This is a genomic window from Streptomyces sp. NBC_00989, from assembly GCF_045162655.1.
GTDB lineage: Bacteria > Actinomycetota > Actinomycetes > Streptomycetales > Streptomycetaceae > Streptomyces.
Genome location: NZ_CP108728.1, coordinates 10,655,287 through 10,668,208 on the forward strand (window position 1 = coordinate 10,655,287; position 12,922 = coordinate 10,668,208).

Annotated in this window: 9 protein-coding genes; 5 read left to right on the top strand and 4 right to left on the bottom strand. The window is 70.6% G+C overall.

The window, feature by feature from the left end; genetic code table 11:
• Positions 1-2: 2 nt before the first annotated feature.
• Positions 3-1,589, bottom strand: coding sequence for an alpha/beta hydrolase (locus OG714_RS48000; RefSeq protein WP_406130790.1), 1,587 nt, complete (start codon positions 1,587-1,589; stop codon positions 3-5).
• A 293-nt stretch (positions 1,590-1,882) separates the two neighbouring features.
• Between OG714_RS48000 and OG714_RS48005 the strand changes: the two genes are divergently transcribed.
• Entirely contained in the window at positions 1,883-2,578 is a 696-nt protein-coding gene (locus OG714_RS48005) for a chaplin (RefSeq protein WP_406130791.1), read from the top strand.
• A 75-nt stretch (positions 2,579-2,653) separates the two neighbouring features.
• Here OG714_RS48005 and OG714_RS48010 read toward each other — a convergent pair whose 3' ends face one another.
• Positions 2,654-3,565, bottom strand: a complete 912-nt coding sequence (locus tag OG714_RS48010; RefSeq protein ID WP_406130792.1) for a LysR family transcriptional regulator — start codon at positions 3,563-3,565, stop codon at positions 2,654-2,656.
• Positions 3,566-3,758: 193 nt separating this feature from the next.
• Here OG714_RS48010 and OG714_RS48015 point away from each other — a divergent pair, with 193 nt between their 5' ends.
• Positions 3,759-4,658, top strand: coding sequence for an SDR family oxidoreductase (locus tag OG714_RS48015; protein ID WP_406130793.1), 900 nt, complete (start codon positions 3,759-3,761; stop codon positions 4,656-4,658).
• A 70-nt stretch (positions 4,659-4,728) separates the two neighbouring features.
• On the opposite strand, the gene OG714_RS48020 is transcribed toward OG714_RS48015, so the two are convergent.
• On the bottom strand, positions 4,729-6,363 hold the full coding sequence (locus tag OG714_RS48020) for a glycoside hydrolase family 13 protein (RefSeq protein WP_406130794.1): 1,635 nt from the start codon (positions 6,361-6,363) through the stop codon (positions 4,729-4,731).
• A 61-nt stretch (positions 6,364-6,424) separates the two neighbouring features.
• Positions 6,425-8,776, bottom strand: a complete 2,352-nt coding sequence (locus OG714_RS48025) for a hypothetical protein (protein ID WP_406130795.1) — start codon at positions 8,774-8,776, stop codon at positions 6,425-6,427.
• Positions 8,777-8,952: 176 nt separating this feature from the next.
• On the opposite strand from OG714_RS48025, the gene OG714_RS48030 reads away from it, so the two are divergent.
• From OG714_RS48030 to OG714_RS48040, 3 genes are read left to right on the top strand one after another with little or no spacing between them, the layout of a single operon-like run.
• Entirely contained in the window at positions 8,953-10,002 is a 1,050-nt protein-coding gene (locus OG714_RS48030) for a LacI family DNA-binding transcriptional regulator (RefSeq protein WP_406130796.1), read from the top strand.
• On the top strand, positions 9,999-11,597 hold the full coding sequence (locus OG714_RS48035) for an FAD-dependent oxidoreductase (RefSeq protein WP_406130797.1): 1,599 nt from the start codon (positions 9,999-10,001) through the stop codon (positions 11,595-11,597). The genes OG714_RS48030 and OG714_RS48035 overlap by 4 nt, the downstream gene beginning before the upstream one ends.
• Positions 11,598-11,642: 45 nt before the next feature.
• Positions 11,643-12,914: an ABC transporter substrate-binding protein gene (locus OG714_RS48040; protein ID WP_406130798.1), complete on the top strand. Its 1,272-nt coding sequence runs from the start codon at positions 11,643-11,645 to the stop codon at positions 12,912-12,914.
• Positions 12,915-12,922 lie beyond the last annotated feature (8 nt).

The following is a 12,922-nucleotide window of genomic DNA, read 5'->3' on the forward strand; positions in this document are numbered from 1 at the left end:
CCTCAGGGCACCTCGGCGGTGTCCGGCTGGCACGAACTCCCGCTGGGCGGCAGCGAGCCGTACAGCAGGAAGTCGTTGACCTTGTGGTGCACACACTTGGAAGACGCGTAACCGGTGTGGCCCTCACCCTTGTTGTCCAGCACCACAGCCGACGAACCGAGCCGCTGGGCCGTCTCCACGGTCCAGCGGTACGGCGTCGCCGGGTCGCCCCGGGTCCCGACGAGCAGCATCTTCGCCGAGTCCACGTCCTTGACGTCGTCGCGGATGTAGTCGGTGCCCTTGGGACGGCCGTAGCACATCAGCACCTCGGTGAGCCGGTAGCGGCCGAAGACCGGCGACGCCTGCTCGTACTCGGCGCGCAGGCCGGCAAGGTGCTTGGTGATCTGCTCGGCGGTGGGACGGTCGGGGTCGTCCGCGCAGTTGATGGCCATCAGCGCGGCCGGGAGGTTGTCGAGCGGGACGTCCTGGGCGTCGACGATCCCATCGCCCCCGCGCAGCTTTGGCAGACCGGCGCCGCCCGGCGAGAACGCCATGATGGCCCGCGTGTCACCGTCCTCCACCAGCGACGCGATGGCCCGCTCCAGCGTCGGCCACAACTGCTTGGTGTACAGCGCCTGACTGATGGAACCCACCAGGTCCTGACCGGAGAACGGGTCGCCGAAGCCCGACTGCACGGGGTCCTGGTCGAGCGAACGGACGAGTCCTACGGCCCGGTCCGGCGCCGATCGCGCGTCCGTCCCGAAGGGGCAGGCGATGTCCTGCACACACCAGTTGAGGAAGTCCTCCAGTGCCGTCTGCTGTCCCTCGGCGCCCGCGATCCCCTGCTCGGACAGCGGTTCGGTGAGGGTGTCGACGCCGTCGAGCACCAACCGGCCCACCTTCTTGGGGAATTGGGCCGCGTACACCGCGCCGAGCCGCGTTCCGTAGGAGAAACCGAGGTAGTTGAGCTTCTTGTCGCCGAGGGCCTGGCGCATCACGTCCAGGTCCCGGGAGGCGTTGACCGTGCCGATGTGGGGCAGGACCGGGCCGGAGTACTTGGCGCAGGTGGCGGCCGCTTTCCGCAGCTGCCTGAGGAGGATCTTCGGATCGCTGCTCTCGGTGGGGTCCTCGTCGACCGCGGTCGAGCCCTGGTCGGAGCCCTCGCCACAGCTCACGGGCGAGGACTGGCCGACACCGCGCGGATCGAAGGTGACGACGTCGTAGCCGTTCGTCAGATCCATGAACTCCTTGCCGCCCGAGGCGAGTTCACTGACACCCGCGCCACCGGGACCGCCGAAGTTCAGCAGCACCGACCCCCTCGACCTCCCGGTCGCCCGGTAGCGGGCCAGCGCGAGATCGAGCGTCCCGCCGCCGGGCTTCGCGTAGTCGAGCGGGACGGTGACCTTCCCGCATTGCAGGTCCTTGGGCGCGTCCGGAGTCCTGCACGCGGCCCACTTCACCTTCTGCCGGTAGAACCGGGACAGGTCGGGCGCAGGCCGGTCGTCGGCCGTGGCCAGCGCGGGCAGCCCCGCGCCGAGCAGCGCCAGTGTGAGGACCCCGGTGACCGCACAGCCCCGGAACGCGGGCCGCGATGACAGCTTGGCCAGCATCAATGCCTCCAAGAACGCGCCGTGACCAGCGCCTGCGATCACGATAAGCGGGCCTCGTGGGCCCCGCCTCCCGGCGGGCGGGCCGGTGAGCGCTGCCGTATTCTGCGCCCCTTCAATAGGCATAAGAGGTTTTCCGACTAATGGTTTCCGACCGATGAAGAGTCGTTACGAGTAGTTCGATAACCGTGACGCTCGATGGAGTGAAAGGCCGATAAGCCATAACTCGGATGGTGCGCCCGCGTTTTATCCGGTGCGGGTGAGTGCTCGCTACATCTCTGGAAGGCAGGGACCCTATGAAACGGGTTACCCGAAACGGTGTGATCGCCGTCGCCGCCGCATCCGGTGCGATGGCCATGGCGATGCCGGCGTTCGCCGACTCCGGTGCGGACGGCGCTGCGGCCGGTTCGCCCGGGGTGATCTCCGGCAACACCATTCAGCTCCCGGTGCACGTACCGGTGAACGTGTGCGGGAACACCGTGAACGTGGTGGGTCTCCTCAATCCCGCCGCGGGGAACACATGCGCCAACGAAGGCGGCGCGAAAGCGGGCGGTGGGAAGAGGAGCGGCGGGAAGAGCCCCGGTGGTCCGCACGGCGGTGCCGTCGCGCAGGGCGGCGAAAAGGACTCGCCGGGTGTGCTCTCCGGGAACGGACTGCAACTCCCGATCCACCTCCCCGTGAACCTCAGCGGGAATTCCGTCAGCGTGGTCGGCGTCGGCAACCCGAGCATGGGCAACCACTCCACGAACACCTCGGGCGACCACCCCCACCACCCCACGCGGCCGACCCCGGCGCCGCCCACGCCGTCGAAGCCGCACCCGGGGCCACGACCGGTGACGGAGGTGGAGGGACACCCCAGCCAACCCGCCGCCGAGGCGTCGCTCGCCCACACAGGCGCTGACAACACAGTCCCGGCCGCCGTCACGAGCGCGGCCCTCCTCCTGGGCGGCGCCGCCCTGTACCGGCGCAACCGCCCCAGGGCGGGTCGCTGACCCGAGCACCCGCTCCGGATCGGAAGGCCCCACCGGGTACGTGACCGGTGGGGCCTCCGTCGATCCGCGGGGGAGCTACTCGGCCTGCTCCGCCGGAGCCCTGAGGAGTGCGTGGGCCGCCTTACGGAACGCGGTCAGCAGCCGGTTGTGCTCGCCGGCGCGGGTCGCGAGGGCCACGTGGCTCGGTTCGACGCCGTGGAGGGGGATCGCCATGATGTCGGGGCGGATCGTCTGGCCCGGCTGGAGACCGGCCGTGATGGCCACCGCCTGTCCGTCCGCGACGAACTCGAACTTATCCTCCAGGACCCGGATGACCGGACCCCCGGGTGCCGGGCGACCGTCCGGCCGGGGATCGATGCGCCAGAACGCGCTCCACGCCGGATCCGCGCCGGGCGTCTGGGGAAGCGGCTCGTCGGCGATGTCGTCCAGGGTGACGGACTCCTTGCCGGCCAGCCGATGGTCCAGCGGTACGAGCAGGACGCGCGGCTCGTCGTAGAGGACCGTGACGTCCAACTGGTCGGTGGGGAAGGGCAGTCGGGCCACCACCGCGTCCACCCGCCGATCGAACAGGGCCGCACGCACATCGTCGTAGGCCAGATGTACGACGTGCACATCGGCGTCCGGATGCCGGTGCCGCACCTCGCGCACCGCCGGGGTGACGAACAGGTTCGCCATGTACCCGACGGTGAGGCGGCTGGGCTCCGCTGCGGCCCGGGTCTCGGCGGCGGCCTGGGCCGTGGAGCGCAACAGCGCCTTGGCGCGCGGCAGGAACACCTCCCCGGCCGCCGTGAGCCGGGTGCCCTGTGGCGTACGGTCCAGCAGTCGGGCCCCCAACTGCCCCTCCAGCCGCCGGACTTGGCGACTCAGCGACGGCTGGGTGATGTGCAGCGCCTCGGCGGCACGGCCGAAGTGACGCTGCTCGGCGACGGCGATGAAGTACCGCACGAGACGCAGTTCGAGATCGGGCGCGGGAGGCAGGTCCGTCATGCCTGAAGTGTACGGCGTGAGACGGCGGCGACTCCGGCCCAAAGGGCAGGTGAGCTGCTGTGATGCCTGATCCGTATTGCCTCATGCGGAACAGGCTTTGGACCCGGAACCCATGCCCCGCCCACGATGGAAACACAGCACGGCGCAATACATCGCAGCGCAAGCTCACCCCACCTCATCGAAGGAACGCACCATGCGTGTTTTCGTCACCGGCGCCACCGGCTTCATCGGTTCCGCCGTGGTCCGCGAACTCCTCGACGCCGGGCACACGGTCACCGGACTGGCCCGCTCGGACGCGTCCGCCGAGGCGTTGACGGCCGTGGGCGCCGCCGTACACCGGGGCTCGCTCGACGACCTCGACAGCCTGCGCGAGGGCGCCGCGGCGGCGGACGGGATCTGCCATCTCGCCTTCATCCACGACTTCACGGACTTCGCCGCCAACTGCGCCACCGACCTGCGCGCCATCGAGACGATCGGTGAGCAACTCGCGGGCACCGACAAGCCGTTCGTGGTCACCTCGGGCACGCCCGGGCTCGGCGACGGGCGGGTGGCGACGGAGGAGGACAGCGTCGAACCCGGGTCGTTCGCGGCGATCCGGCAGCCGTCCGAGATCGCGGCGGTCGCGCTGGCGGAGCGCGGGGTGCGGTCGTCGGTCATCCGGCTGCCCCGGTCCGTGCACGGCACCGGCGACCAGGGCTTCGTCCCCCAACTCATCGCCGTAGCCCGAGAGAAGGGCCTGTCGGCGTACGTCGGCGACGGCTCCGCCCGCTGGCCCGCTGTGCACCGGCTCGACGCGGCCCGGCTGTACCGGTGGGCCCTGGAGTCGGCCCCGGCGGGCGCGCAGTACCACGCGGTCGGCGACGAGGCGCTGCCGCTGCGCGAGCTCGCGGAGGTCATCGCCCGCCGTCTCGACGTCCCGACCGGAAGCGTGCCGCCCGAGCAGGCGGTCGACCACTTCGGCTTCCTCGGCCTCGTCGCCTCGCTGGACTGCCCGGCGTCGAGCACGCTGACGCGCAAGCAGACGGGGTGGGAGCCGCTGGAGGCGGGCTTGATCGCCGACCTCGAGACGGGTCACTACTTCGGGGAGGCGTAGGAAACCAGGGCCTGTCCGGTCAGCGGGGAGTGGGACCGGACAGGCCCTGGGGACTCGTGGATGTGGCTCGCTACACCGCGAGCCACGCCGCCTGGTCGGGGGCCAGGCGGTTGTTCTCGACGGGACCGCTGGCCAGCAGGACCGAGGTGTGGTCGGGCAACTCGTACGGCTCCGTCGAGAGGTTGACCACGCAGACGAAGCCGGGTTCGCGGCGGAGGGCGAGGACGCCGGTGGGGGCGTCCAGCCAGGTCAGGCCGCCGTCGCCGAGGGCGGGGTGCTCACGGCGCAGCAGGAGGGCGGCGCGGTAGAGCTCCAGCATCGAGGTCGCGTCGCCCGTCTGCGCCTCCACCGTGTACGGCGACCAGTCGGCGGGCTGAGGCAGCCAGGGCGCGGCGGTGGCGCCCTCGGGTACATCGGGTGTCTCAGGACTGAAGCCGTACGGCTTGGTCCGCCCCGACCAGGGGATCGGCACCCGGCAGCCGTCGCGGCCTCGGTCGGTGTGTCCGGAGCGTTCCCAGACGGGGTCCTGGAGGGCGGCCTCGGGCAGGTCCTCCACCTCGGGCAGGCCGAGTTCCTCGCCCTGGTAGACGTAGACGCCGCCGGGGAGGGCGAGCGTGAGCAGGGCGGCGGCGCGGGCGCGCCGGGTGCCCAGTTCGAGGTCGGCGGGGCCGGCGGGGACGTAGGACTCGTTGGCCACCCACTTCCTGGCGGCGTTGCGGCCGTAGCGGCTGGCGTGCCGCATGACGTCGTGGTTGGACATGACCCAGGTGGCCGGGGCGCCGACCGTGCCGAGCGTCGCAATGGTGTCGTCGATGACGGCGCGCAGGTCCTTCGCGTCCCAACTGGCCATGAGGTAGTCGAAGTTGAAGGCGGTGTGCAGGACGTCCGGGCGGAGGTAGGCGGCGAGCCGCTCGGGGGTGTCCGTCCACGCCTCGGCGACGAAGGCGCGGTCGCCGGGGTACTCGTCGGCCACCTTGCGCCAGGCGCGGTAGATGTCGTGGACCTCGTCGCGGTCCCAGAAGGGGTGCGTGCCGCCGTCGTGGCCGGCCAGGTCCGGCAGCTCGGGGTCCTTGACGAGGCCGTGGGCCACGTCGATACGGAAGCCGTCCACGCCGCGTTCGAACCAGAACCGCAGGACGGACTCGAACTCCGCGTGCACGTCCGGGTGTTGCCAGTCGAGGTCCGGCTGCTGAGGGGTGAAGAGGTGGAGATACCACTCGCCGTCGGCCACCCGGGTCCAGGCCGGGCCGCCGAAGCGGGAGTCCCAGTCGTTGGGCGGCAGGGCGCCGTCGGGGCCGCGGCCGGGGCGGAAGATGAAGCGCTCGCGTTCGGGGCTGCCCGGGCCCGCCGCCAACGCGGCCCGGAACCAGGCGTGTTGGTCGGAGGAGTGGTTCGGGACGATGTCCGGGACGATGCGGATCCCGTGCGCGTGCGCTTCCTCGATGAGCTGCTCGGCCTCGGCGACCGTGCCGAACAGCGGGTCGATCTCCCGGTAGTCGGCCACGTCGTAACCGTGGTCCGCCATCGGGGACTTGTACCAGGGGTTGATCCAGAGGGCGTCCACACCAAGGGACTTGAGGTACGGCAGCCGGGAGCGGATGCCGGCGATGTCGCCGACGCCGTCACCGTTGCCGTCGGCGAAGCTGCGGATGTAGACCTGGTAGATGACGGCACTGCGCCACCAGGGGGCGGTGGTGGGGGACATGGGCGTTTCTCCTCGGTCCGGTTGTCCTTGGGCGCTGTCGTGCGGGGGCATCTCGCCCGCCTCAGTTCTGGACCGGCGTGCACGCCAGGGTGTGCTTGCCCTGGCTGTCCGTGCGCGGCACGAGGCCGTAGTGGATCCGTGGCGCACCGTCGAGCGTCAGCGTCACCTTGCCGCCTGCGACCGGGAGTTGGCGGACCTGCCCGACCGCGTCCACCTGCCGCACGGCAGTCGTGGCGGCGACCACCAGGGTGGTTTTGGTCGGCCAGGGGTCGACCCACACCTCGGGGGCGGGGAAGTGCCAGTCGGTGCGCTGGCCCGCCGTGTTCAGCAGGTAGCCGTCCGCCCGGTTCCACAGCACGACCGCGGGACCGTCGGGGGTGTCAAACCACAGGCCGAACGTCTGCGGGTCGGCGAACGTCAACCGGCCCCGGAAGGTGGCCTGGTCGAGCGTGCGGGCCGCTGTCGCGTACGCCAGGAGCGACGGCTTCGGGCTCAGGTCGCGGTTCATCAGGCCGTAGTGGTACTCGACGTTGTCCGGGTCGGCGACCTGCGGCATGCCGAGCACACTGTCGTGGAACTGGTACCAGCACACGCACCGGACCCCCTCGGCCTTGGCCAGCGCCAAGGTGAGCAGCACGTTCTCCGCGGCGTGCCGGTAGGTGTCGTGCCACCAGCTGTTGGGCTTGGTCGGCGCGTAGGCCTCGGTCAGCCAGATCTCCTTCTCGCCGTGCTCCGCCATCAGCGCCTTCAACTGCCGCAGGCCGCCGTAGAAGTTCCAGTAGGTGCCGTCGCTGCCGGTGCTCCAGTCGTCGCCCGGCGGTATGTAGTCCGGGGTGAAGTTGCCGCGTCCCGGGTGGTAGGCGAAGGCGTCGATCAGGTCCCAGCCGCCCGCCGCGATGAAGTTCTCCACCCACGGCTTGTCCATGCCGGCCAGCCCGTTGTTCATCAGCTTCACGGTGTCGCCGGTGGCCGCGCGTCGGTCGAAGACCGGCCGTAGCGCCTTGTCGAGGTACGCCTGCGCGGCGTCGCCGGTGTTGAACGGCCTGTTCAGCTCGTTGCCGACCTCGAAGTAACCGGCGCCGGCACCGACCGCCACCGCCAGTTTGTCCGCCGCCCAGGCCGTCGCCTCGGCGTCGGTGGCGTCCAGCGACGGCTGGAGTTCGATGTTGTGCCGCATGCCGCGCGCGTCGAAGGAGGCGGGCGGCAGCCCGGGGCCACCGTCGTACGCGATCCGGACCAGGCCGATGCCGGCCTTCTGCCACAGGTCCAACAGGGCGTCGGCGTTGGGCCGTTGGAGCCACGGGTAGTTGGCGATGCCGAACATGCCGTCCGCGCCGGCCTGGTAGTCGTACGACGGGAGCACCGCGAGATTGGTCCGGGCGAACGCCTCGTCGTCGCCCGAACTGACCACCACCTCGGCCAGTGCGATTCCGCCGGCGGGTGCGGTCAGGGTGAAGGTGTGCTGCCAGGTGTCGGCCGCGGCGACGCTGCCGGTCGTGGTCGTGGAGGCCAGCAGTGTGCCGTCGAAGCTACGCACCCACAGGTCCAGGTCGACCGAGGTGGCTGCCGTGCCGCCGTTGGCGACGAGGGCGGTCAGCTGCATCTGGTCGCCGGGCGACTCGTACAGGTTGAAGTCGCGGTCGGTGGTGAGTTCGAGGCCGAGCGCACGGCCCCGGCCGATGGTGGCGGTGGCCGACGGGCGGGTCTCGGAGAAGAAGAAGTCGGCCCGGCTGGTCCAGCCGCCGGCCGGATCGGCCACGCCCGGCGCGTGCACCCAGGTCGCGTTCGTCCAGGCCTGGCGGGAGCGGTCCAGCAGGAACAGGCCGTGCAGCGCGGTTCCCCAGGTGGAGGTGTGCGCGACCCCGAGGGTGTCCTCGTACGGGATGCCGCCGCCCGCGTCGCGGACCCATTCGGTGATCGCGATGTAGTCGTCGGGCGCGGTCGGCGCCTGGATCGCCCGGCTGAACAGGAAGCCGTCCGGGACCAGGGTGGCCGCTCCGGTGATGTCCCACTCCAGCACGGCGTGGGAGGTGCCGACGCTGAACCAGCCGGTCACGCCGGTCGGGCCGGCGGCCGCGTCGAACGTGTAGTCCATCCGGATCGCCGGTGTCCCGTCCGGGAGCGCGGTCAGGGTCGGGGTGCCGCCTGTGGACAGGTGGATGCCGGTGACACTGTCCTTGACCTGGAACTTCGAGCCGGCGGACCGGGTGACTCCGGCGGCGTCACGGATGGCGAGCCGGCCGCCCGTACTGGCCAGCAGGCTGATGCCGCCGGCGGTCAGGGTGACGTCGCCGGCCGCCGCGTATGCCGCGATCGGGGTCGACCCGGCGACGAGTACGACGCCCGCCGCGAGGGCCGCGCCGAGGAAGCGCCGGCGATCGAGGGTGGGTCTGGAGAAGGCCTCGGAGGTCAACGTCTGCTCCTGTCCGGCGCTCGGTGGCGCGCCTTGATAATGCCTATCTTCAACTCCGTGAACGTCACGTTTCCAGGCCGATACGTTGATGTCAACGGGTGCTTGTCCAGGCGGGCACCCTTGGGTTACGGTCATCACCAGCAAGTGAAGATAGGCATTATCAAGATGGAGGATCGATGTCGCCGAGACCTCGCCGCGTCACCCAACGCGAGATCGCCGAGCTGGCGGGCGTCAGCCAGACCACCGTGTCGGTGGTGCTGAACGACCGCGACGGCTCGAACGTGCGGGTCCCCGAGGCCACCAGGGCGCGGGTCAAGGCGGCCATTGAGCAACTCACCTACGTCGCCGACCCCGCGGCCCGCAGACTCGCCGGTCTGGACAACCAGATCATCGGCGTCTTCACCTATGAGGCCGCGTTGTCCCCCGAGAGCATGGACTTCTACGGTCCGCTGCTGAACGGCATCGAGCGGGCCGCCGAACACATCGGCTGGGACCTGCTGTTCTTCACCTCCTCGCCGGTCGAGAACGGCACGCGGAGCCTCTTCCACCGCAAGACGCGGCTGCGGCTGACCGACGGCTGCGTCCTGCTCGGCCAGCAGATGGTCGCCTCCGAGCTGGAACGGCTGGTGGCCGAGCAGTTCCCGTTCGTCGCGATCGGCCGCCGGGACGAGACCGCCGCCGCCGTGCCATACGTGGCCATCGACTACGTCACCCCGACCACCGCACTGATCGACCAGGCCGCGGCCGACGGGCACCAGCAGGCGCTGTACGTCCACCGCGGCCGTGACACGCCGACCGCGCGGGACCGGCGCGGCGCCGTCGAAGCAGCCTCGGCGGACGGCCGGCTGGCCTTCCTGCTGGTCGGTGAGGAGCGGATCGCCGACCTGCCCCGGCTGGCCCGCGCGACCGGCGCCACCCTGATCATCGCGGAGGACGCGTTCCTGGCCGAGGACGTCGCGCACGCGCTGTCCGGCGCCCGGGTCGCCGTACCGGACGAGATCTCGGTCGCCGCACTCGGCGAGGTGCGCGGCCATCGCGTGGACGGCCGGGTACTGGCCGGATTCCACGTCCCCAGGCAGCAGTTGGCGGCCGAGGCGCTCGATCTCCTGCAACTCCTGATCACCACGGACCCGCAGGAGTGGGCCGGTCTGGACACCGAGCGGCTGCTGGTCGCCGAGGTCGAGCCGGGGGACACCATCGTCACGCGGACGGACACGTCGTCATGACCGACCGGATCACGGCCGAGGTGGCGATCATCGGCGGTGGACTCGGCTCCGTCGCCGCGGCGCTGGCGTTGCTGCAACGCGGCCGCCGCGTGGTGATGACCGAGGAGTACGCCTGGCTCGGCGGACAGCTCACCTCGCAGGCCGTGCCGCCCGACGAGCACATCTGGGTGGAGCAGTTCGGCGTCACCGCGCGCTACCGCGCGTTGCGGGAGGACATCCGCCGCTACTACCGCGACCACTACCCGCTGACGGCGGCCGCTCGCGCGGACCGTGAACTCAACCCGGGCCGCGGCCGGGTGAGCAGGCTGTGCCACGAACCGAGGGTCGCGAACGCGGTGATCACCGCCCTGCTCGCGCCGTACCGGTCGACCGGGCGGCTCACCGTCCTGCAACCCGCGGTGCCCGTCGCGGCCGAGGTGAGCGACGCGACGGTCCGCACGGTCACCGTCGCGGACCCGCGGACCGGAGCCGAGACCGCGATCACCGCCGAGTACGTCCTCGACGGGACCGAGACCGGCGACCTGCTGCCCCTGACCGGGACCGAGTACGTCGTCGGGGCCGAAGGGCGGGCCGACACCGGTGAGCCGAGCGCCCCCGAGGCCGCCGATCCGGGCAACGTGCAGTCGATCGCGTGGTGCTTCGTCTTCGACCACGTCGCCGGCGACCACACCATCGCGCGGCCGGACGACTACGACTTCTGGCGCTCCTTCGAACTGCCGTACTGGGGTGCGCCGATGCTGTCCTTCGTCGCGCCGAACCCACGGACCCTCGTGCCGGAGGAACGAACCATGAACGTCAACCCGGCCGGCGACGTCACCGGGGACCCCCGATTCGACGCGGGCGACCGGGACCTGTGGCAGTTCCGGCGGATCGCCGCCCGGCAGAACTTCGCCGACGGCTTCTACGACAGCGACATCGTGCTCGCCAACTGGCCCCAACTGGACTACGTCAACGGCTCGATCATCGACACCGACGACCGGCAGCACCACCTGGACGCCGCGAAGGCACAGTCCCGTGCCTACGTGTACTGGCTCCAGACAGAAGCGCCCCGCCCCGACGGCGGCCGCGGCTGGCCCGGACTGCGACTGCGCGGCGACCTGGTCGGCACGACCGACGGGTTCGCGCAGGCCCCGTACATCCGCGAATCCCGGCGGATCAAGGCACTCACCACGGTGCGCGAGCAGGACATCTCCGTCAAAGCCCGCGGGGACGCCGGACCGGCCCGATTCGACGGCTCGGTCGGGGTCGGGATGTACCGCATCGATCTGCATCCCTCCACCGGCGGCGACAACTACATCGACGTCGAGTGCGCGCCGTTCGAGATACCCCTCGGCGCGCTGATCCCGGTGACCACCCAGAACCTGGTGCCGGCCGCCAAGAACATCGGCACCACCCACATCACCAACGGCGCTTACCGGCTGCATCCGGTCGAGTGGAACGTCGGTGAATCGGCCGGCGAGCTCGTGGCGTACTGCCTCGACCTCGGCCTGAGCCCACGCCAGGTCGCGACCGACGAGAACCTCGTCGACCGACTCCGGAACAGGTTGACCGAGGCCGGGATCGAACTCCACTGGCCGCAGATCGCCGGCTACTAGCCAACCCGAGGCGCAGCGCGCCGAGAGCACGAAGGAACCACTCCCATGAACAGAGCGAGAAAGCTGTTCGGCGCGGTCGCGCTGACCACGGCACTGGCGCTGACCGCCGCCTGCGGCGCGTCCGGCGACGGATCCGGGGCGACGGACGCCACGAACGTCAAGCTGCGCATGGCCGTCTGGACCTCGAACCAGGACCAGCTCAAGCTGTTCGACACGATCGCCGCCGCCTACCGCGCCCAGCACCCCGAGATCTCCTCGATCACCTTCGAGAGCCTACCCTTCGACGACTACAACACCACCCTGACCACGCAGATCGCCGGCGGCAACGCTCCCGACCTGGCCTGGATGGGCGACCTGTCGAAGGACCTGATCGCCTCCGACGCCCTGGTCGGCCTGACCGACAAGCTGAAGGCGACCGACGGCTGGCAGTACGGCGACCTGGAGCCCAGCGCGACCAAGGAGTTCAGCCGGGACGGCACGCTCTACGCCTACCCGTTCTCGACCTCGCCGTTCGCGCTGTACGTGAACACCGACCTGCTGGCGAAGGCCAAGCAGAAGATCGACCCGAAGACCCTGACCTGGGACCAGGTCTCCGCCGCCGGCGCGGCCGTCCACTCGACCACCGGCAAGGCCGGGTTCGTCGTCCGGGACTTCGACTACAAGGCGTGGAACACACTCGCCACGGTGTGGACCGGCTTCGGCGCCGCCGCGTGGAGCGCGGACGGCAAGAAGTGCACCTTCACCAGCCCCGAGATGCAGCGGGCCTTCACCTTCCTGCACGACGCCGCGTTCAAGACCAAGGCCATGCCCGGCCCCGGTACGACGGCCGACTTCTTCGCCGGTGACGCCGCCTTCACCGTCGCCCAGGTCTCCCGTGCCTCGCTGCTCACCGACAAGTTCAAGTACGCGCTGTACCCGCTGCCGGCGGGCCCGGCCGGCAAGTACTCCGTCATCGGCCAGGCAGGCGTGGGCGTCCTGACGGCGAGCAAGCACAAGACGCAGGCCACCGACTTCCTCGCCTACATGACGAACCCGGCGAACTCGGCGAAGCTGGCCCAGTACTTCCCGCCGCCCCGGAAGTCGCTGCTCACCGGCGCGAAGCTCGCCGCCGACAACCAGGTGCTGACCGCCGCGCAACTCCAGCAGGCCGTGGTCGACCAACTGCCGAACGCCGTCACCCTGCCCAACCACACCAGCCCGGCCGAGATCGCCCAGAAGGGCAAGACCGCACTGGACGCCATGTGGAAGGCCGACGCCGACATCCCCGCCGTACTGAAGTCGGTCTGCTCCGCGATCGAACCGATTCTGGCCAAGTAACCATGGCC